The organism is Deinococcus sp. QL22 (genome assembly GCF_023370075.1).
Taxonomy (GTDB): domain Bacteria; phylum Deinococcota; class Deinococci; order Deinococcales; family Deinococcaceae; genus Deinococcus.
In genome coordinates this window covers 85,560-105,696 of the sequence record NZ_CP097155.1, presented here as the reverse complement: position 1 = coordinate 105,696, position 20,137 = coordinate 85,560, and the positions used below count along the sequence as shown (strand labels likewise).

General features: G+C 63.6%; 15 protein-coding genes, 1 pseudogene and 1 riboswitch. Of the genes and pseudogenes, 5 read left to right on the top strand and 11 right to left on the bottom strand.

Features of this window, described 5'->3' with window-relative positions; all coding sequences use genetic code 11:
* The first annotated feature begins 91 nt into the window (after positions 1–91).
* Positions 92–2,767, top strand: a complete 2,676-nt coding sequence (locus M1R55_RS28300) for an EAL domain-containing protein (RefSeq protein WP_249396372.1) — start codon at positions 92–94, stop codon at positions 2,765–2,767.
* Between the two features lie 135 nt (positions 2,768–2,902).
* On the opposite strand, the gene M1R55_RS28295 is transcribed toward M1R55_RS28300, so the two are convergent.
* The 11 genes and pseudogenes from M1R55_RS28295 to ribD form a co-directional block, all read right to left on the bottom strand.
* Positions 2,903–3,268 (bottom strand): response regulator, encoded by a 366-nt coding sequence (locus tag M1R55_RS28295; RefSeq protein WP_305880283.1) that lies wholly within the window; start codon positions 3,266–3,268, stop codon positions 2,903–2,905.
* A 13-nt stretch (positions 3,269–3,281) separates the two neighbouring features.
* Entirely contained in the window at positions 3,282–6,497 is a 3,216-nt protein-coding gene (locus tag M1R55_RS28290; RefSeq protein ID WP_305880286.1) for a GAF domain-containing protein, read from the bottom strand.
* A 191-nt stretch (positions 6,498–6,688) separates the two neighbouring features.
* Positions 6,689–6,874, bottom strand: coding sequence for a hypothetical protein (locus M1R55_RS28285; protein ID WP_249396537.1), 186 nt, complete (start codon positions 6,872–6,874; stop codon positions 6,689–6,691).
* Positions 6,875–7,006: 132 nt separating this feature from the next.
* Positions 7,007–7,480, bottom strand: a pseudogene (locus tag M1R55_RS28280) (DDE-type integrase/transposase/recombinase); the annotation flags it as partial.
* Between the two features lie 566 nt (positions 7,481–8,046).
* Entirely contained in the window at positions 8,047–8,451 is a 405-nt protein-coding gene (locus M1R55_RS28275; protein WP_249396536.1) for a hypothetical protein, read from the bottom strand.
* 1,031 nt (positions 8,452–9,482) lie between these two features.
* Positions 9,483–10,304, bottom strand: coding sequence for an alpha/beta fold hydrolase (locus tag M1R55_RS28270; protein ID WP_249396535.1), 822 nt, complete (start codon positions 10,302–10,304; stop codon positions 9,483–9,485).
* A gap of 16 nt (positions 10,305–10,320) precedes the next feature.
* Positions 10,321–12,690, bottom strand: a complete 2,370-nt coding sequence (locus M1R55_RS28265; RefSeq protein ID WP_249396534.1) for a PAS domain S-box protein — start codon at positions 12,688–12,690, stop codon at positions 10,321–10,323.
* 171 nt (positions 12,691–12,861) lie between these two features.
* Complete coding sequence (ribE, locus tag M1R55_RS28260; RefSeq protein WP_249396533.1) at positions 12,862–13,323, bottom strand: 6,7-dimethyl-8-ribityllumazine synthase; 462 nt, start codon at positions 13,321–13,323, stop codon at positions 12,862–12,864.
* Positions 13,324–13,372: 49 nt separating this feature from the next.
* A complete protein-coding gene (locus M1R55_RS28255; RefSeq protein ID WP_249396532.1) occupies positions 13,373–14,587 on the bottom strand; it encodes a bifunctional 3,4-dihydroxy-2-butanone-4-phosphate synthase/GTP cyclohydrolase II in 1,215 nt (404 codons plus the stop codon).
* On the bottom strand, positions 14,584–15,243 hold the full coding sequence (locus M1R55_RS28250; RefSeq protein ID WP_249396531.1) for a riboflavin synthase: 660 nt from the start codon (positions 15,241–15,243) through the stop codon (positions 14,584–14,586). The genes M1R55_RS28255 and M1R55_RS28250 overlap by 4 nt, the downstream gene beginning before the upstream one ends.
* 14 nt (positions 15,244–15,257) lie before the next feature.
* Positions 15,258–16,367 carry a bifunctional diaminohydroxyphosphoribosylaminopyrimidine deaminase/5-amino-6-(5-phosphoribosylamino)uracil reductase RibD gene (gene ribD / locus M1R55_RS28245; RefSeq protein ID WP_249396530.1) on the bottom strand — a complete coding sequence of 370 codons (1,110 nt, stop codon included), beginning with the start codon at positions 16,365–16,367 and terminating at the stop codon, positions 15,258–15,260.
* 31 nt (positions 16,368–16,398) lie between these two features.
* A riboswitch (FMN riboswitch) is annotated at positions 16,399–16,565 on the bottom strand.
* 903 nt (positions 16,566–17,468) lie between these two features.
* On the opposite strand from ribD, the gene queF reads away from it, so the two are divergent.
* Genes queF through queC form a run of 4 tightly spaced genes read left to right on the top strand, consistent with a single transcriptional unit; the run spans position 17,469 to position 19,734 of the window.
* A complete protein-coding gene (gene queF / locus M1R55_RS28240) occupies positions 17,469–17,933 on the top strand; it encodes a preQ(1) synthase (protein ID WP_249396529.1) in 465 nt (154 codons plus the stop codon).
* Positions 17,933–18,343, top strand: a complete 411-nt coding sequence (locus M1R55_RS28235) for a 6-carboxytetrahydropterin synthase (RefSeq protein WP_249396528.1) — start codon at positions 17,933–17,935, stop codon at positions 18,341–18,343. Before queF ends, M1R55_RS28235 begins: the two co-directional genes overlap by 1 nt.
* A complete protein-coding gene (locus M1R55_RS28230) occupies positions 18,340–19,032 on the top strand; it encodes a 7-carboxy-7-deazaguanine synthase QueE (protein WP_249396527.1) in 693 nt (230 codons plus the stop codon). The genes M1R55_RS28235 and M1R55_RS28230 overlap by 4 nt, the downstream gene beginning before the upstream one ends.
* Positions 19,033–19,041: 9 nt before the next feature.
* Positions 19,042–19,734, top strand: a complete 693-nt coding sequence (queC, locus tag M1R55_RS28225; protein ID WP_371827339.1) for a 7-cyano-7-deazaguanine synthase QueC — start codon at positions 19,042–19,044, stop codon at positions 19,732–19,734.
* Positions 19,735–20,137: the final 403 nt, after the last annotated feature.

The following is a 20,137-nucleotide window of genomic DNA, read 5'->3' as shown; positions in this document are numbered from 1 at the left end:
GCAACCCTTTTGGCACCTTCTTGAGCAGGTTGAGCGAATAAGGTGACACAATCCCTGCGGGCGTTGGGTGACAGGCAGAGCACGATAACGCTTGAATCCAGCCCTCGTCGGCGATGAGGTTCTGATGCACTCTATGGAAGGCCAGTACAATCCTGCCCTCGTCGCCCTCTCCTACGCTATTGCCACGATCGCCTCCTACGCCGCCCTCTCCCTGGCCGGCCGGGTCGCAGCCTCAGGCGGACGTGAACGCGCGGCGTGGCTCGTTGGCGGTGCTGCGGCCATGGGACTCGGTATCTGGGCGATGCACTTCGTCGGCATGCTTGCCTTCTCCCTATCCACGCCGGTCGCCTACGACCCCCTCACGGTTTTGGCTTCGCTGATCGTCGCGGTGCTGGCCTCGGGCGTCGCCCTCTTCACTGCTGGGCGCTCCCATCTGCGCCTCCCGCGCCTCTTACTCAGCGGCCTGACGATGGGCTTCGGCGTCGCTGCAATGCACTACATGGGTATGTCGGCCATGCGGCTCGGGGGCTCGATGGGATACAACCCGCCCCTCGTCGTCCTCTCTGTCCTGATCGCGGTTGCCGCCTCCATCGTGGCCTTGTGGCTCGCCTTCCGGTTGCGGGACGGCACCGCACCCGGCGTCTCACGGCTCATGGCAGCGCTGGTCATGGGGGGAGCGGTCGTTGGGATGCACTACACCGGGCAGTCCGCCACCCGCTTCTCCACCCACAGTGCGCACGAAGTGGCCAGCCCGATCCAAGGCGTTGATGCCCTCGGGCTGGCCGTCCAGGTGGCAGCCGGCACCCTCTTCGTCCTGTTGCTTGCCCTTTTCGCCGCCTTCGCCAACGAGCGGGTTAAGGCTCAGGCCCGCCGAGTGGAGGAGCGGATCCAGCAAAGCCGTGCGCTCGAAGCCCGGGTCGCTGAGCGCACGGCCGAACTCGAGGCTGAGCGTCGTCACCTGGAGCGGCTGGCCGAGCAACGTCGGCGCCTGCTTGAGGTGGCCCGGGCCATCCTCCCGAGCCGCTCGTCTGGCGAAACAATTTCGACCGTCCTGGGTGCTGTTCGGGAGTTGCTGGACATCGATGTCGCCACCTTCTTGCGCTTTGAGCCAGGTGCGCGGCGGCTTCGCCCCTCCGGCATGATTGGCGCTGAGCGGATGAGTCCGGGCGACCCTGCCGAGAACTGGTCTGCTGATCAAGGGGTCATCGGCGATACTCTCCGTTCAGGTAGGGCGGAACTCGTCAACCAGGCCCACCTTGACCCTCGTTCGGTGTACCCCGACGGTGTTCAGGTCGAGATTGAGCACCTCATCTCTGTTCCGCTGACGACAAAACGTGGTCTCTTGGGTGTGTTCTACTTCAACCGGCTCCGGAACCCACCCTTCAGAGAGGATGAATTCGAGCTGGTGCAGCTCTTCATCAGCTACGCAGCCGCGGCAGTGGAGCAGCGGGAGCTGACCGATCAGCTCGCCCATCAGGCGACCCACGACTCCCTGACCGGCCTCCCGAACCGCGCGTTGTTCGAGGATCGACTCGAGCAGGCCATCCATGGAGCGGGGCGGCACGGAGGTTCGGTGGTTTTGCTCGTCATAGACCTGGATGGCTTCAAGCGAGTGAACGACAGCCTTGGCCATCACGCAGGCGACGAGTTGCTCCGGCAGGTGGCGCGTCGGATCCTCGGTCGACTTCAGGCAGGCGACACCCTCTCGCGGATGGGTGGGGATGAGTTCACGGTGGTGATGCCCGCCTTTCGCGACCCGTCGGACGCGGTCAGGATTGGGACTGAGCTGCTCAAAACCCTTGAAGGCGCATTCTGGGTGGATGAGCGGGAGCTGTTCGTCACTTGCAGCGCTGGTCTGGCGGTCTATCCAGAGGATGGCCATGACGCCGCAACGTTGCAGCGCCACGCGGACGTCGCGATGTACCGCGCTAAGACAGCGGGCAAGGATACGCTGCGCTGCTTCGCGCCTGAGATGAACGAGACCGCGCAGGAACGGCTTGAGCTCGAGGGTGGGCTGCGCCGGGCGCTGGCGCTTGGCGAGCTCGAGCTTCACTACCAGCCGCAGGTCACGCTGAGTGGGAGGCCGGTCGCGGTCGAGGCCCTCGTGCGCTGGCGGCACCCGATCCTCGGGCTGGTACTACCGGAGAAGTTCATCCCGACCGCCGAGGAAAGTGGCCTGATCGTTGCCATAGGTGGATGGGTGCTGACGGAGGCCTGCCGTCAAGCGGCGGTGTGGCGCGACGCAGGCTGGCCGATCCGAGTCGCGGTGAATGTCTCGGCCCTTCAGTTTGCTCGGCCCGACTTCTTTGACACAGTCGAGCAGGCGATCAAGGATGCTGGCCTCGACCCGAGCTTGCTGGAAGTGGAACTTACTGAAAGCCTGGTGATGCGCGATCCAAAAGATTCGGCCCGGCAGATGGAGCGCCTGCGGGCGCTTGGGGTACGGGTGGCAGTGGACGACTTCGGGACCGGATATTCGAGCCTGTCGTACCTGCACTGGTTACCGATCGACGTCCTGAAGATTGACCGCTCGTTCGTGGCCGGGCTCGGGGCGCCGCGCAACACCCAGGCTCTGGTGCAGGCGATCGTGGCGCTGGCGCGGGCCCTTGGCCTCACAGTCGTTGCCGAGGGGGTGGAGACAACCGCCCAGCTGGCCTTTCTGAGTGAACTCGGCTGCGACCTGGCTCAGGGCTACCTCTTCACCAAGCCGATGCCAGCGAAAGAGGCGAGCGCATTCCTGGCTGTGCATGACTTAGGTGCCGCCTGAATTCGCCAGGAGAATCAAATCGGGGACGAGGGTAAGAGCCTGCTGTATGCCGCCATCGCTGGCCAACTGGCCGCCATCATCGCCGTGACAGACCCCATCAATGGTGGCCGCTACGACGCTGTGAGCCCTAGGCAGTCACGGGATTGCCTGTCTCTCCAGAGCAGCCAGCAGACTCTGCACGGACGTGGGCCCCTTCACCACGTAGGCCCGCACGCCCAGTTCCACGGCTCCAGCCGCCACCGCCTCATCCGCTCGCCCGCTCAGGACCACCACCGGCACATCGCCAGCCAGCTCCAGCCCACGTTCCACCAGGTTCAGCCCGAACCCATCCGGAATATCGAGATCCAGCAGCAGGGCGGCGAAGCTGCCGTCCTGCCAGCGCAAGGCAGCGTCCGCGAACGTCACCACATGCACCACCTCCCACACGATTCCAGCCAGCTCCAACCATTCAGAGAGCAACACAGCGTCTGCAAGATGATCCTCCACCAGCAGCACCCGCATCACCGCCCCCCCCTCATGCGCCCGCCTCCGCCGCCGGCAGGGTAAAGACAAAGGTCGTCCCCATGGCCGGTGTGCTCTCCAGCCAAATCCGCCCCCCATGCCGCTCCACGATCTTCCGGACGATGGACAGGCCAATGCCACTCCCCTCGTACTGTTCGCGGGTGTGCAGCCGCTGGAAAATCGTGAAGATCCGCTCGAAGTACTCTGGCGCAATCCCCACCCCGTTGTCCTGCACGCTGAAGCGCACCAGGGCACCGTCGCGCTGAGCTTGTACGCGCACCACAGGCGGCCGTTCCGGGTGACTGAACTTCAAGGCGTTGCCGATCAGGTTCTGAAACAGCTGGCGCAGCTGAGACGCGTCCCCCCGCACGTCCGGCAGCTCCCCAAGTTCGAGCTGAGCGCCGGTGCGTCCAAGCTGCGCGTCCAAGTCCTGCCTCACCTGCACGAGAATACCGCCCGTGTTCACTGGCTCTAGGGCCGCGTTACCATGCGCCACCCGCGAGAACGCGAGCAGATCCTGCAGGAGGCGCGCCATGCGCTCGGTTCCCTCGCTCATCAGCCGGACATACATCTGCCCCCGCTCGTCGAACTGCCCCGCATACCGGTGGGCCAGCAACTGCGAGAAGCTCGCCACCGTCCGCAGGGGCTCCTGCAAATCATGGGACGCAACATACGCGAACTGCTCGAGTTCCTGGTTCGATCGGCGCAGTTCCTCATTCGCCTCCCTCAGGGTGACTTCCGCCCGTTGGCGTTCCGTCACGTCCCGGAACACCAGCACCGAACCCTCAATCTCCCCACCCTCGTTCAAGATGGGCGTGCTGGTGTATTCCACCGGGAAGGACGAGCCATCCTTGCGCCAGAACACCTCGTCCTTCCGCCGGTGCACCTGCCCATCCCTGGACGCCGCATAGACCGCGCAGGCTTCCCGGGGGAAGGGAGACCCGTCCGGGTACGAATGGTGGATCAGGGCATGCTGCGGGAGATCCAGAAAGTCCTCTGCCGCGTATCCCAGCATCGTCAACGCCGCTGGGTTCGCCAGCGTGGAGCGGCCCTGGACATCCGTAGTGGTCAGCCCTTCTCCGATGCTGTTGAGCACGAGCTCGTTGAACCGCGATGCCCGCCGCAGCTCGGCGGCGCCCCGGGCGCCTTCAATAGCCAGGCCCAGACTGCGCACCGTACTTTCTAGCACCACCCGGTCCACCGCGGACCAGCCACGGGCCCCGAAGAGGACCACTGCGATGACCCCGCAGGGCTCCCCCTCGACCATGACGGGCAGGGTGACCGTGGCGCCCACGCCGCTCGCCTTGTCGCCCAGGTGGTCCAGGTTCGGCGGGTACTGCTCCTGGTAAGACGGCTTCCGGGTCGTCCAGGGTGTGAGCAGGTTGGGCGCCGTATCGAGCTGCAGCCCTGCGTCCACCGCGGCCTGCAGTTCCGGGTTGCGCAGGTCCCCCACCTGTGCCCGGACGCGCCACCGCCCGTCTTCAATCTCGTAGTACAGCGCGAAGCCGTCCGGAAGCAGGGAGAGCATCACTTCCTGCGCCCGCCGGATCAGGGCGTACGGGTCGCTCTGCAGGGTGAAGTCCCGCCAGAGTTCCGCGAAGGCGTCCAGGGCCCGGGTGCGCGCGTCAAGTTCCGCGTTCTGTTCCTGCAGGCGCCGGGTAATATCCGTACGTTCCAGGGTGAGGTTCAGGCCGCTGACCACCGCCTGCACCATAGCTTTCTCGCGCTCGGTCCACGCCCGGGCGTCTCGTGTGCCCACCGAAAAGAGGCTCTGGACCTGGCCATGCCTGCCCAGGGGCAGGAAGGCCGCGGCCCCGTAAGCCTCGGCCTGCTCGACCGCATTGGCCGCGGGACTCCAGCCATCCGCGAACACCGCCTCGCCGGTGCGGGCCGCCTGGGCGTAGTTCGGTGCATCCTGCGGCACCCCCTGCCGGATCTGCGTGACGATGTGCGCGGGGATGTCCTCAGACCATACCCGTGCTTTCCACAGGCTGTCCTCCAGTTCGTAGTACGCGACGCTGACGTGCACTAGGTTCGCGCGCACCACCCGCACGGCTTGACGCGCGAGGGCCAGCACGTCGCTCTCGCTGCCCACCGCGGTCTTGTAGGCGACGAAGGCGTCGAGTGCGGCGCGTTCCTCGTCCAGCTGCCGGGTGTGCGCCCCAAGTTGCGCGGCGTTCTCGGCGCGTTTGAGGGCCAGGCCGAGGGTGCCAGCGGCGCGGCGCAGGAGGTCCTGGTCGCCTTCCGGCCAGGGCTGGGCGCGCGGGGGGCGCCACACACACAGGAATCCGGCCACCCCGCCTCCGGGACCGTGAATGGGCTCCACCGCGAAGGCCACCGTGGGCAGCCCGCTGAGCCCGCCCCGCGCCGCGTTGTAATCCGCATAATACCCTGCCCGGTCGGTGCGGACACATTCGGCCAGCAGGGTCGCTTCCTGCAGGGGAACATCTCGGGTCTGCAGGGCCGCCATGGCGGGCAGAACCTGACCCCAAATGGTCGGCACATTCAGGAAGCCGTGCTCCAGGCGAACGACCATGGCGCTACTGGCGCCCAGGGCGTGACCGAGGGGTTCCAGGGCCAGGGTGGCCACGTCTTCTGGTGAGTCGGCACGCTGCAGGGCGTCACCCAGAGTGGCCAAGACTTCCGCGCGAACACCAGCTTCCTGGAGCTCACGGGTGCGCGCCTCCACCTGCCGCTGCAGGTCAGCGGACAGACGGGCGCGGCCTATGGCGATCGCGCACTGCGCCGCCAGGATGCGCAGGAAGCGCCGCTCTTCCGGCATGAACGGGTGCGGTTCCGTGAAATCCAGCACGATGGTGCCCAGGGGCTCCCCATCGAGGAACATCGGCAGGACGGCGTTGGCGATCGGGACGCTGGCACCGGCGCGTTCCACGAGGGCGGGGTAGGCGGTCGTCAGCGCTTCCTGATGCTCGAAGAACTGCGGCATGTGCTGGATCAGAGCGTCCCCGGTGGGGAGGGTGGCATCAAGGGGGCTGTTCTGCCAGATGGTCGGCGTTCCGTCCTCGCGGGCGTGGGTGGCGGCGATTTCCAGGCGGTCGCCCGCAGTACTGATCAGAAGAACCGCGCCCGCGGCCGCGTCCAGGGCCGCCAGGGCGGGCTGGAGCACGATTCCGAAGATGCCGGCAGGCCTGGTCGCGGCGGCGAGCGCTTCGGTGACGTCCTGCAGGCGATCAGTCAGAGAGGGGGGCGCCGCGGACGGTTCGGACATTCGGGCAGCATAGCGATCCCGCCGAACACATGGTGGTGCTTTGCCCAGCCTCTGGTTGGAACCTTCTTAAGAAATTTCTGACATGCCACCACAACGGGAAGAACAAGCTGACGGCGATGCCCCAGAGGTCAAGCAGGTGACCCAAGGACTGAACGCTCCTGTGCGGTGGGTTCAGTCCCCCGTCTGAAATATCAGCGGAGACGGACGGTAAGAGCGCGTTGCATCCGCAGTGGAAGATGTGCAAGTGATGCGGCTGGGCCAGATCCGCTCAGGAGGCACGCCACCGGAGCGCTCAGCTTTGATCCCGGTACGGCCCAGTCGCGCAGGATGTCCTGTACCGTCTGCATGAAGGCCGAGAAGCCCACAGGCTTGGTCACATAGGCGCCTGCCCCTGACGCGAGGTTCAGTTCGGCATCCCGCGGTGCCGCGGAACTGCTGGACACAACCCTCAGGGGTTGTGTTGCCTTAACTGGACTCACGGCAGACGGAGGGCAGGGGTGGCCTGAGGCTCAGGCCACCCCTGCCGCGATCATTGACCACGTCTGGAACGCCTGCTTCTGATTGTTTCTTCTGGTCATAGCAGGAACGCTGGTTCGCGAGTGATGGTGAAGGTTTTCAATTCGGGCGTGCAGGCTCAGAAACTCCTGCGTGCGTCTCTTCCGCTTGAATCCCTGTTGTTGTCTTTCCTGACGCCTTGTTGGTTGGTGAGATTGTTCAATCAGATTGTTACACCGTGCTGCGGAGACCACCTCTTGGTGGTCAACCTGAACCAGACTTGAAAGCTCCCGGATTGCAGCGCCATAGCTCTGCCATTGGTCGGTGTGAATGGCCTCTGGGACAGGGTATTCACCCAAGAGAGTGGTCAATACGGTCTTCGCAGCGTCAGTATCGCGGTGCCGTTGAAGCACGATGTCGAGCACGAAACCGTGCTCGTCCACAGCCCTCCAAAGCCAATGTCTCACGCCGTCCACTGTGGTGCAGACCCTGACGGCCTGACAGAATTTATGAGGGAGATCGGAATCTCAGCACCCAGCCGACATCGAGGGCATTCACAGGGCTGACTTGCGATTTCTTGCGACGTCCAGGAGGCGCCGAATCGGCCTTAATAGGAGCGGACTTTGGGGCGGCCGCCTTGTTCCCCTATCCGCAAGCGTGGCGGTTTCGGGTCGATCACCGATTGATCACGCGGTCTCGGCCGCACGAGACCTTAGCGCTGTATCCGCGCCCTGAGACCGCAATCGCCAATGTGTTCCTGCGGTTAGAGCAGTATTCCCAAGTGCAGTACAGCGGTTCACTCGATGACCTGACCCCATCATGGGGCTGACCCGAGCTGCAACTGGGTGCGGGAACAAGCGAGATCAACAGCCATCGTCTCGACCCTCAGCTTCCGCTCAATGTTCGCGCGCATTGGCGCGTTTCAACTCCGCAACTCCGTCTACCAGCTGCAACAGGGCCTTGCCGACGGGGGCGCCTGTGTCCATCGGTTCGGCAACAGGTTCAGTAGCCGGGACCTGCCCAGCCACGACCCGGGGCAAGCCGTCCGGTGAGGTCAGTACGGATTGGACACGAACAGGTACCCGTTCACCTCACTGAGACTCAGCCCCCTGAGATTGACCTCGGAGCCCCGCTCGTCCAACCCGCACACCCCCACCCGATTTCCCCTAAGCGAGAACCCCCGGGGCACCTCATCGTCATGTGGTCCTGGGAGATACACCGTCCGGCGGTGAGCCGTCGTGATGTACACCGATATGTGGTCGCTCAGTCCTCGCCACAGATAACTCCTCCAGGCGGAGAGCAGCAATGTGGGTGAGAGTGGTCCTATCCCGTAGCCGCCCTGCACGACCGCAGACCAGGAGTAGGCGTACAGCATGAAGTGGGCTAGCTCGCTGCCCGGACTGTCGAGTGGGTCGTTCCCTGAACCGTTTTCTTCTGCTCCGCCCGGGTCGCTGTTCATTCGCGCACGCCCTCTCCTGCTTGCTGTCTGGGAGTCCCCAGGGCCTAACCCGAGCTCTTTCAGGGATGGCCGCATCCGGTCAAAGCCCCCGACACGGAAGCGCCAGGAGCAATCCTCCCGACTTCACCCGGTCGGCACCTGCTCTGGGTGGCTTACCCTAGACGCGCGCTGTCCAGAGCGGAAGCCAAACCAATGAAGGTCGAGCAGATGAAGTTGGGGAAGGGCCAAGAGTCTGGTGAAGGCCGTTCCATATATACCCCCACACGCGGACTGCCCCGCGACCATCCAGGCGACCCTGGCCGCAAGGGTTCAATGATCTCGGGGGAGGGACAGCGGTGACAGGTCATGGCGAGCCGGGAAGGAAGTACCGCATAAGCGGCTGTGTGGCTGCATTAGTGACGGATCATGGCGATGGCGTTAATGTCAAGTTCAGGTGATGCTGTGACTAAGCGAGAGGACGACCAAGATTTCCAGGGTATCCAGCGGGCAGACCTCTGGCGCATCGCAAGCTCGACCTTGCATTCCTTTTCGCCAAAGCAATGAAGAGGCCAGTTCATGCCCCTAACGCACCTCAAGCAGGTGATCGGCATGCTGCGCAGCGCCTTTCTGCACGCAGCACATGCACTTTGTGCAGATACAAGGCGGCAAAGGCGGCGACCTGTGGCACCTCTGAGACATGCCCGCATTGACGCGGCAGCTGAGCGGTGACGTTCCGCGTGAAGCCCAGCGAGCGTGGCAGGGCAGCGTGAAGAGTCGAGGCCAGAACTTGCCTGTCGACCAGCGATCCTGGCGATCGGGGAAGCCTTCGCCGCTCTTCCTGATCTGTCAGCTTTGGGTATACTCCAACCTGACGTCAAAAATCCGGCTTGAATCTGTCCAAATAGGGTCGAATTCTTGGTGTTCTGACGATGCCCGCTTCAGCTCTCAGATCCCGAGTAGACGGGTGACCTCTGAGCGGGAAATTTCATTCCGACTCTCGTGCGACCCCGCTCCCTGACCCGGCAGTGTACTTGAACTCCAGAGATGGGCGGTTAATCCTGCCCCTGCAGCACTTGAACCAGGAATTGTTTGACGGCCGCGTTGAACACTTCGGGTTCTGTGAAGTTGGGAATGTGACCGACGCCTGGCAGGAAAGCCAGTTGCGAGTTCGGCAGGCTACGGTGCAGGTACAGCGCCACGCTTTCAGGAACAGCGCTGTCCGCCCGGGTCTGCGTCACGAGAACCGGATGTCGTGCCTGAGACAGCAGGGAGCGGTAGTCCGACTCGAAGATGGCCCGCGCCACCACACCCGCCACCTCAGGCTTCACCCCCCGCACGCTCTCAGCGATCTCCTGGAGAGGGAGAGACACCGGCTGGTTGAGCAGGATACCCGTCAGGGTACCCTGCCAGTCCTGACGCCCATCGATCAACCCGTAGAAGCTGTCCACATCCCCCCGCTCGAAGCCGCCCTTGTAGGTCGCGTCATTCAGGTAACGCGGATTCGCCCCGATGAACACCAACGCGTCGAAGCGTTCTGGACGTTCCAGTGAAGCCAGCAGTCCGATCATCGCGCTCATGGAGGCACCCAGCAGGGTAATGTTCCGCAGGTCAAGTTCGTCGATCAAGCGCACCATGTCGGCCGCGTACCCTTCGAACCGCTGGTGACGCTCCGCGCGCCACAGGTCTGAATCCGACTGTCCGAAGCCAGCGAGATCATACGTCACGATCCGGTGGGTCTGTGCAAAAGCAGCCACCTGGTGTCGGAAAATTCCCTGGTGGGAACAAAAGCCGTGGGCGCACAGCAGTGTCTGCGGGCCAGACCCGGTGATGGAGGCGCTGGATCGCTGGGCGAACGTCAGATCAAGAACAGTCATAGTGAATTCTCCTGGGCTAGTGTGGTGAGCTCTCCCTCCTGATCCAAGATGTGCAGGAAGGCCTGAACAACCCGTTCATCCAGCAGCACCCCGGCCTCCTGGCGAAGCTGCTCGGCGGCTTCCTGGGGCGTCCAGGCCTTTTGTAAGGCCGTTCACTGGTCAAGGCGTCGTAGACGTCAACCACAGCGAAGACGCGGGCGGCGAGAGGAATATCCGTGCCAGCCAGACCCTTCGGGTACCCGCTGCCATTCCAGCGCTCCTGGTGGTACAGCACCACTTCCAGGGTGGTCGGCGGCAGAGAAGGAATGTGCTCCAGCATCTCGTACCCAATCCCCGGGTGCCGCTTGATCACGTCCCATTCCTCCGGTGTCAGTTTCCCCGGCTTCAGCAAGATCGCATCGGGAATGGCGACTTTCCCCGTGTCGTGCAGGAACGCGCCCCAGCGCAGGGCGTCCAGGTCAGCGCCGGAAAACCCCAGAACCCGGCCTAGCCTCTCGGTGAAGGCCACCACGCGGTCGGTGTGTCCTTTAGTCTCGTAATCGCGGTACTCCAGCGCCAGACCCATGGCCCGCAGGGTCTCTTCGCGCGACTGCTGGAGTTCCTTCAAATGAACGCTGCGCTCCACCACCCGGCTGGTCTGCTCCCCCACCCCCAGCAGCAGCCGCCGGCTGTCCTCGTCCACGTCCACCGCGTCGTTCGTGCCGAACGCCAGGAAGCCGCGCAGCACCTCACGTGTCACGATGGGCAACACCGCCAGAGAGGTCCAGACCCGTCGGGGCAAAGCCTCGGGCGGGCTGAACACGGGCTCGTCTGGTCCGGCGAAAAAGGCTGCCTGACGCCGCAACGCCTTGCCGACTTCCCCAGCGCGGTGGGCTTTGGCCCACGGGGTCGTCCAGGCGAAGAGCTCGTCGGCCACCTGTCCAGCCCGAAGCAGCTCGATCGGGCTGTTCCCATCCATGGGAAAGAAAAAGCCGTAGTCGTACGCGGTGAGGTCTAGGCAGTGGTCCAGCGCCGCCTGAATGAGCTGTTCTAACGAGTCCTGGGCGGCGAAGTCCGCCGTGAGATTGACCAGATGCTGAAAGCGGCGCAGCTGAAGGTGCAGGGCCTCCTCGGCGGCAATCCGTACCGTGACGTCGCGCGTATTGATCATCACCCCCCCGATGTCTGGATCATCAGTCGAGTTGACGCCGGTGGATTCCAGCCACACCCAGTGGCCCTCTTTGTGCTGAAAGCGGTAAGTGGTCAGCACCGGGGTTCGAGACCTGACCGCTTCCCGGAAGACCTGCATCACCCGGTCGAGATCTTCCGGATGGATTCCGTTGAACACATTGACGCCCAACCGTTCCTCTGGCGTGTAGCCCAGCATGGGCGTCATGGCCGGGCTGATGTACTGGGTCACCCCATCCAGCCCAATGATGCTGACCAGGTCATGACTGTATTCGGTGATTTTGCGGTAGAAGCGCTCCTGCTGCTGAAGTCGCGCATTCAACTCGCTGCGCTCCAGTGCCAGGGCGCACTGAGCGGCAATGGTGCGTAGGAACCGACGTTGTGTTTTGCTCAGGGCCCTGTTCTCCACGAACGAAAGGGTAATCGCGCCCATCACGTGGCCGTTCATCCGCAGGGGAAGAACCGCCTGGTTCCCGCTGGCCGGCGTGAGAAGATGTTGCCACTGCGGATACAGGGTCAGCCAATCCTCACGCGTCAGAAACAGGTCTTGCCCTGCGCGAATCGCGTCTGCTGCGGGAACGGCGCTCTCTAGGGGAAAGCGCCGCCACGGACGCTCTTCGCGGGCGGGATACCCGGCACTGCCCACGATCTCCACGTGCTGCCGATCTGAACAGAGCAGCATCACGCTGCCTGCACTGGCGCCCATGGCTTCTAGGCCCTGAAGGAGGATGATCTGCACGACCTCGGACGTGGTGTTCGTGCTCGCCAGCGCGGTGCTGAGACCTTCCAAGGCGCGGGCGCGCTGCTCGGCGTGGATGCGGAGGGTCGCGTTGCGGGCCTGCACGAGCACCGCGCCCACATTGGGATCGTGCAGCAGGTTGATGGCCGTTCCTTCTAACCAGCACCAACTCCCGTTGGCGTGCTGGAGGCGGTAAGGAGACAGGCTCACGGTGACGCCAGGCAGCAACTGCATCAGCTGCTGGGAAATGCGTTCACGGTCTTCCAGGTGGAGGGCGGTGAAGGTTACGTGGTGCCCCTCAGCCGTGGGCGTGCGGTCACAGCCCAGGTACCGCTGAACGGACGGGCTCTGGTACAGGATGCGGCCGTCCCGGTCGAGCAGGGTGATCAGGTCAGCGCTGTGCTCAATGAGCGCCTGAAAAAGAGCTGGGCCACTGGACACGGGGCTGAAGGTCAATGGCGTGGTTGGGGACTCAGTCACATAAACCTCCAGGCGGCGCTCCCCTAACAAGACTGAGAGGTCGTGAGCGACATGAGCATGGCATGAAGTCACTCACTTTGGTCTTACATCAGATGACCGCAAGAAAAATGGTGTGACTGTCCGGTTGGCTCGATCTAGATCAATCAGGGAGGGGGCCGCCTCCAGGCCTCGTCACAACTTTCTGAGCAGGTTGGCGGTCTCAATCACGGCCAGCACGGCCTCTATTCCTTTGTTCCCAGCCTTGGTGCCCGCGCGTTCGATGGCCTGCTCGATGGTATCCGTGGTCAACACCCCGAACGCGACCGGCACGCCCGTCTCCAGACTGACCCGGGCCAGCCCGGAGGCCGCGTTCCCAGCCACGAAGTCGTAGTGATCGGTGGCGCCCTTGATGACCGCGCCCAGGCAGACCACGGCGTCGTACTCGCCACTCTCCGCAAGCTTTTTGGCGACCAGCGGCACCTCAAATGCGCCCGGGACGGTGACCAGGGTCAGGTTCTCGGTGGTTCCTCCGTGCTGGACGAAGGCGGTCTGTGCCCCCTCGACCAAGCGGTCCACGATGAAATGGTTCCAGCGGGTATTCACGATGGCGATCTTGAGGTCGGTGGCGATCAGGTGGGCTTCAATGTGCTGCATGGGTTCTCCAGGGCGGCGGGCGAGCCGTTCGGTCTCGCCCCCGCCTTCTTTACTTGAGGTGGCCGAGCTTGACGTGTTTGGTGGCGAGGTAGTGCGCGTTGTGGGGGCCCGCTCCGACGTGCAGGGGCACGCGTTCGATCACCGTGAGCCCGAAGCCGGAAAGAGCGTGCAGCTTGCGCGGATTGTTGGTCAGCACCCGCAGGTGCCGGGCACCCAGCAGATGGAGCATCTGGGCGCCGATGCCGAAGTCACGGGCGTCGGCAGGGAAGCCCAGCTGCAAGTTGGCCTCTACCGTGTCTGCGCCCGCGTCTTGCAGGGCGTAGGCACGAATCTTATTCAGCAGCCCAATGCCCCGGCCCTCCTGCCGCAGGTACACGAACACGCCCCGGCCTTCTTCCGCAATGGCCTGCAAGGCCGCGTCGCGCTGCGAGCCGCAGTCGCAGCGCAGGGAGTGGAAGCCGTCTCCGGTCAGACATTCGGAATGAACGCGAACCAGCAGCGGTTCTTCCGTGATTTCGCCCATCACCAGTGCGACGTGTTCGGCCCCCGAGAGGGTGTCCTCAAAGCCCACGATGCGAAACGGCCCATACTGGGTGGGCAAGTCCGCCTCCGCCACTTGGGCCATGAAAGGATCGTGTTCCATCCGGTGGGCGATCAGCGCCTCAATGGAGCCGACCAAAAGTCCGTGTTTCTTTCCGAAGGCCAAGAGATCAGGTAAGCGGCTCATCTCGCCGTCGTCTCCCATCACCTCGCAGATGACTCCTGCGGGAGGGAATCCAGCCAGCCGCGCCAGGTCACACGCGGCCTCGGTGTGTCCGGCGCGGCGCAGCACCCCTCCGGGCCGCGCGACCAGCGGAAAGATGTGGCCGGGGCGGCGGAAGTCCGTGCCGCTGGCGTCCGGGTCGATCAGAGCAGCCACCGTTGCAGCGCGATCATAGGCGCTGATGCCGGTGGAGTTGCTCACGTGGTCCACGCTGACCGTGAAGGCCGTGCCGTGAGGGTCAGTGCTCGCGCCCACCATCGGGGCGAGGTCAAGGGCGCGGGCCCGCTCGAACGTCAGGGTCACGCAGATCAGCCCCCGTCCCTCGCGGGCCATGAAGTTGATCCAATCGGGGGTCGCGGTGGCGGCGGGCATCAGCAGGTCACCCTCGTTCTCGCGCCCCTCGTCGTCCACCAGGATCACCGGGCGCCCGGCGCGCAACTCGGCGAGCAGGTCGGGAACGGAGGAAAGGGTGATGGACTGGCTCTCAGAGGCGGGGATCATCGGGCCACCTCTTCCTGCCCGACCTGGGCAGCTTCCCAGTCCCGCATCAGGATCAGCCGCTCCACGTACTTCGCCATCTGGTCGGCCTCTAAGTTGACCGTCGTGCCGGCTTGCCAGGTGTGCAGGGTGGTGACTTCCAGCGTGTGCGGCACCAGCCAGAGGGTGAACTCGTCCGGCACGAGATCAGCCCGGCTGCCGCCGGGACCTCCCACATCCACCACAGTGAGGCTCACACCGTCCACCGTGACGCTGCCTTTGGGCACCAGGAACCGGGCGAGGTGGCGGGGCGCGCGAACGCGCATGGTGTAGGCGCCGGGTTCCTCACGGACGTCTTGCACTTCGGCGACCCCGTCCACATGACCGCTGACGACGTGGCCGCCGAAGCGGGCAGAGGCGCTCATGGCGCGCTCCAGGTTCACGCGGGTGCCAGACGCCCAGTGGGGCGCAGTCTTGGCCAACGTTTCGTGGGACAGATCGACGCTGAAGGTCTGAGCATTCCACCCCGTCACAGTCAGGCAGGTTCCACCCACAGCGATACTCTCGCCGAGATGGAGATCCGTCCACATCCGTTCAGGCGCGATGTTCAGGCGCAGGTGGCCGTCTTCTTCTGCGGCGCGCGTGATGCAGCCGACTTGTTCGATAATTCCTGTAAACATGATTGGTTTCTCCCTCAAGTGGAGCACGTGGCTGCAGCCTGGGCTGTCACGTGTGGAATGGAGTGGAAAAAGCCCTGGACAAGCACGTCCGGACCAACTGGTGTGACGGTCACGCCCTGCAGGTCTCGCGCCTGACTCATCCGCAGTGGCCCAGGGGCAGCCAGGGGATTTAAGCCCAGCCCCAGCAGCTTCGGGGACACGAAGGCGCGCACCTCGTCAATCAGATCGGCTGCGAACAGGGCGCCAGCCAAGATTGGCCCGCCCTCGAGCAGCAGACTCGAGATGCTGAGCGTGCCCAGCGCCTCCAGCGCCTCCGAGAGGCCATCAGCATGCACGATGTCCACGCCCTCTGCTTCTAGATGCGTGGTGTCGCGACCGGGCGCAGTGACGACTACGGCACCCGGCCGCAGGGCCCGTGCTGTTCCCGGAGTGCGGCCCCGGCGGTCGAACAGGACAGGTCGGGGGTCGCGCCCGCCGGGGACACCGCGGGTCGTAAGCCGGGGATCGTCGGCGAGCACCGTGCCCCCGCCCACCCCGACGGCGTCCAGCTCGTCGCGCCACCGGTGGACGAGAGCCCGGGCGGCCTCCCCACTGATCCAGCGGCTGTCGCCGGAGGTGGCCGCCACCCGGCCATCGAGGGTCATGGCGTACTTGTAGATCACCCAGGGCCGCTTCCGCAGGATCAGGCTGCGAAAGCCCGCTTGCTGGCGTAGCGCCTCTGGGGCCAAGACACCGACCGTGACGTCGATTCCTGCGGCGTGCAGGCGCTCCACGCCGTGTCCGCCGACCTGCGGATTGGGGTCGAGGGCGGCGACTACTACGCGTGACACTCCGGCCGCGATCAGGGCGTCGGCACAGGGCGGCGTGTGGCCGAAGTGGCTGCACGGCTCCAAGGTGACGTAGGCGGTGGCTCCGCGGGCGCGGGCGCCTGCCTCACGCAGCGCGAACACCTCGGCGTGTGGCTCTCCGGCCCGCGGGTGAAAGCCGCGCCCAACGACCTTACCCTCGCGCACGATCACGCAGCCAACCGGCGGATTGGGGGTGGTTCGGCCCAGCCCGCGCGCGGCGAGTGTCAGGGCTTCTTGCATGAACAACTGGTCTGGCGGATGAATTCCGGTATACATGTCAGCTGCCGATTCGCGGGGGCGAATCGACTTCCTCCTTCTCTCATCCGGACTGTGACCGTCGGCCTCGGAATCTCACCGAGTCGGGCTGGGCCTGTGGTGCATTTGGGCCTGGCTTCGCGGGCTGACATGCCGGGCTGTTGGGGCTAGGTCATGATCACCGCCGGTGGGGAATTTCGCCCCGCCCCGAAGGATGGCTTGCGCCACGGACACTCTAGACACTTTGAGCAGGGGACGTGGTGCATCTCTTACCAAGAGGGGTTGGAAACGCAAGTGACAGGGAGGCAAGGGATCCGACGGATTGTCGCCAGGGTATGGGGCGCCGCACGTAACGTCTCAGGCAAGGACTCGTCACAAAACGACAGCGAACCCTACTCAGCACATCCGCCCTGTTCGTTCGCTCTCTGCTCCTCATTTTCAATAGCCCATGCTCTTTGAGTACGTGTCTAAAGCAAGGAGTCCCAACTGTCGAGATGCGGCAGTATCCCGTGACCGCCCCGGATTGTCGCCGAGCAGGCGAGAGACCTCCGCATGCGGCCCATCAGCCCCCAACTCCTGAATTTTTTGAAGCAGGCTTGTCTCTCTCAGGACGTAGCAGGCCGTCAACTTCCCGACACCAGGGATTGAGATGAGCAGTCTGAACCTGCTTCCCGAGTCCAGAAGACTCTGCGGTGGAAGCGGGCTCAACCCACCCCTTGGCAACCTTTCATACACGATCTAGCACGCGAAAGCCGTGATCGCTGGCGTACCGTTGCTCGCAGGTCATTCAAGCAGGCTGATCAACGTGTCGTGGTGGAGACTATCCCAGTCCACCCCTTGTCCACAGGGTTAGGGTTGTGCTACGAACCCACGTGCTGACGGGACCCGGAGCAAGCGCTGGAAACGTAGCGGGTTCTGTACGGGACAACGCGCACTCTTCTCCTATCAGAAATGAGCTCCAAAGACTGAGTCTCTGGCCTTGCCGCATGGCACCTCAATCCCCATAATGCCCCCGAGCTTGTCCCAAGCGCTTTGCCGCAGGAGACAACCTCCCAACAAGGATGACCTGTGCTGTCATCCCGGCCATGCGGTGTCCAGCCCGTGGTCGTCAGGGAGAACACAATGACGAATGCAATTCCTGGGACTGATTGTGGTCCCCAAAACCCTGGTTTTGACCGCCGCTACGACGTGCAAGGTCTCGACGCAATTGATGTGGCTGTCCTCGGTACTTTTCCCCACCTGCGGGAAGACGACCCCGTGCGTTACCCCGGGGAGCCCATGCAGATCGAGATCATCACCGATGAGTTTAGCCCAGTCTGTCCCTGGAGTGGCCTGCCTGACTTTGGCCGCTTGGAAATCCGCTATCACCCGCGCGACACCTGCGTCGAACTGAAAAGTCTGAAATACTACCTGACGAGCTACCGTTTTGTGGGCATTTACCACGAGCATGCAACGCGGCGGGTCTTGGCTGGTCTGGTGGCCCTCCTTAATCCCCTCAGCCTGGAAGTTCGTTGCGATTACGGGATGCGGGGCGGGATCAATACCATCTGCACAGCGAAGTATTTGTCCCCGAGTGCAGCGCCCTGATGCCTTGGACCCTGACGACCGAATTTACCTTTGATTCGGCTCACGTCATCACCGGCTATGACGGCCCGTGTGGTCGCCTCCACGGCCACACCTACCGCGTGCGCATGGCCCTGACCTCTGAGCAATTGCGCCCCAGTGCTCACGTGAAACGGCACATCATGGTGGCCGACTTCAAGACGCTCAAATGGGCCAAAAAAGACGTTGACCAGGGCGGCTTAGATCACGCCTACCTCAACGATTTGCCCGACCTGGGGGATGACACGACGGCAGAAGTGATCGTAGCCTACTTGCACCGCAAGACCTTGGAACGTGTGCGCGCCGATCTGCCGGACGGCGATGATGGGGACGACCTGCGGCTGAGGGTCACCCTCTGGGAAACGCCTGACTCTTCGTGCGAGTACTGGGAATGAAATATCCCGTCTATGAGCGCTTCTACACCTGGCAAGGAGAAGGCGTGCACTTGGGCCGCGCCGCCTACTTCATTCGGCTCTATGGTTGCCCACAGGCCTGTCCCTGGTGTGACAGTGCGGGCACCTGGCACAAGGACTACCGTCCGGCAGGCGTAACCCTGATGAGCGACACCGACTTGGCCGAGGTCGTCCGGCAAGACAGTCCTGACGGGGCGGTCGTGGTCATCACGGGTGGGGAACCCATCCTGTTCGATCTCGCCCCCCTGGTGGACGCCCTGCATGCCCTGGGCCGCCGGGTGCACCTAGAAACCAGCGGAATTGCCCCATTGCGCGGCGACATTGACTGGGTCACCTTGTCGCCCAAGCCCTTTGGCCAGTGGCCGGAGGCCAGTGTGGTTGCCCAGGCCAGTGAGGTCAAAATCATCGTGCACGACCCCGCCGATATTGCGGCTGGGCTGGACACGTTGACCGGCCTGCGGGAAGACGCCGTGATCTGGCTCCACCCAGAATGGAGCAAGGCACGCGAGCGAGACATGGGCGTGCTCAACGCCATCACGGACGCCGTCAAAGCCAATCCCCGCCTGCGGGCGGGCTACCAGATGCACAAGCTCTACCGCGCCGATGACCTCGACGTACACAGCGACAAGCGACTCATTCCATTGGGCGGCAATGCCCAACTGGGATACTGAGAGGACTTCATGACTACTCCCATGAAACGCGCCGTCGTCCTTCTGTCTGGCGGCCTGGATTCCAGCACCACCCTGGCCATGGCTGTTCGGGACGGCTTCGCCTGCACGGCCCTGTCATTCCGCTACGGCCAGCGCCACACGATAGAACTCGACCGCGCTGCCCAGATCGCTCAGCATTTCGGTGCACAGCACCGAGTCATAGACATCAACATCGGCTCCTTTGGGGGCAGTGCCCTGACCGACGACACGCTGGCCGTTCCCACTGAAGGCACCGAGGATGGTGTCATTCCAGTGACCTATGTCCCAGGACGCAACACCGTGTTCATTGCCGTGGGTCTGAGTCTGGCCGAAGCCATTGGTGCCGAGCGCATTTACCTCGGGATCAATGCCGTGGATTACAGCGGCTACCCGGACTGCCGTCCCGAGTACCTCGCGGCTTTTCAGACCTTGGCGGACTTGGCATCGAAAGCAGGCGTGGAAGGACACGGCGCCGTCCTGACCGCACCCTTGATTCACCTGACCAAAACAGCCATTGTTCAAGCGGCCTTAGATTTGGGCGTGCCCATTGAGCTCACTTGGAGTTGCTATCAGGGCGGTGCCGAGCCCTGCGGCGTGTGCGATTCGTGCCGCATTCGAGATCAAGCGTTGATTGAAGCTGGACACCCTGAATTCGCCACTTCTTCTGTGGGTTTGCATCGGTAAGACATAAGTACGGCTAAGTGCAGGTAAAAGAGTCCACACTCCTTACACGAGGGATTTCTAGCACTTCGCAACGTTTTCAGCGCTTGGTCATGTCGCACGCTCCTCTGCTGGCCCAGCAGTGATGTTGGTCAAGTAAGTTCAGTGTGATCCGCACTGGAGGAATACATGTCCGTACCCAAGCAGAAATTCACCCCTGAGTTCAAACACGACGCTGTTCGGTAGTTTCGCACGACCAGTAATGAGGTGCGCCCAGATTGCCCGCGACTTGAGCGTTTCCCCTCACCACGTCGTCCGGTGGAAGCAGCAACAAGACACCCAAACGGCCGCCGGCCGCCCGGCGTTCTGAGGGCGGGGAAGCTTTTATTTCATAATGCCTCCTCGTTGTTCAGCCTGACAAATCAGC

Bases quoted from the DNA above. Each gene is read 5' to 3' on its own strand.
- M1R55_RS28295 (WP_305880283.1), bottom strand. From the start codon at position 3,268: ATGCGGGTGCTGCTGGTGGAGGATCATCTTGCAGACGCTGTGTTGCTC.
- M1R55_RS28290 (WP_305880286.1), bottom strand. From the start codon at position 6,497: ATGTCCGAACCGTCCGCGGCGCCCCCCTCTCTGACTGATCGCCTGCAG.
- queF (WP_249396529.1), top strand. From the start codon at position 17,469: ATGACGAATGCAATTCCTGGGACTGATTGTGGTCCCCAAAACCCTGGT.
- M1R55_RS28235 (WP_249396528.1), top strand. From the start codon at position 17,933: ATGCCTTGGACCCTGACGACCGAATTTACCTTTGATTCGGCTCACGTC.
- M1R55_RS28230 (WP_249396527.1), top strand. From the start codon at position 18,340: ATGAAATATCCCGTCTATGAGCGCTTCTACACCTGGCAAGGAGAAGGC.
- M1R55_RS28255 (WP_249396532.1), bottom strand. From the start codon at position 14,587: ATGATCCCCGCCTCTGAGAGCCAGTCCATCACCCTTTCCTCCGTTCCC.
- M1R55_RS28270 (WP_249396535.1), bottom strand. From the start codon at position 10,304: ATGACTGTTCTTGATCTGACGTTCGCCCAGCGATCCAGCGCCTCCATC.
- queC (WP_371827339.1), top strand. From the start codon at position 19,042: ATGACTACTCCCATGAAACGCGCCGTCGTCCTTCTGTCTGGCGGCCTG.
- M1R55_RS28250 (WP_249396531.1), bottom strand. From the start codon at position 15,243: ATGTTTACAGGAATTATCGAACAAGTCGGCTGCATCACGCGCGCCGCA.
- M1R55_RS28275 (WP_249396536.1), bottom strand. From the start codon at position 8,451: ATGAACAGCGACCCGGGCGGAGCAGAAGAAAACGGTTCAGGGAACGAC.
- ribD (WP_249396530.1), bottom strand. From the start codon at position 16,367: ATGTATACCGGAATTCATCCGCCAGACCAGTTGTTCATGCAAGAAGCC.
- ribE (WP_249396533.1), bottom strand. From the start codon at position 13,323: ATGCAGCACATTGAAGCCCACCTGATCGCCACCGACCTCAAGATCGCC.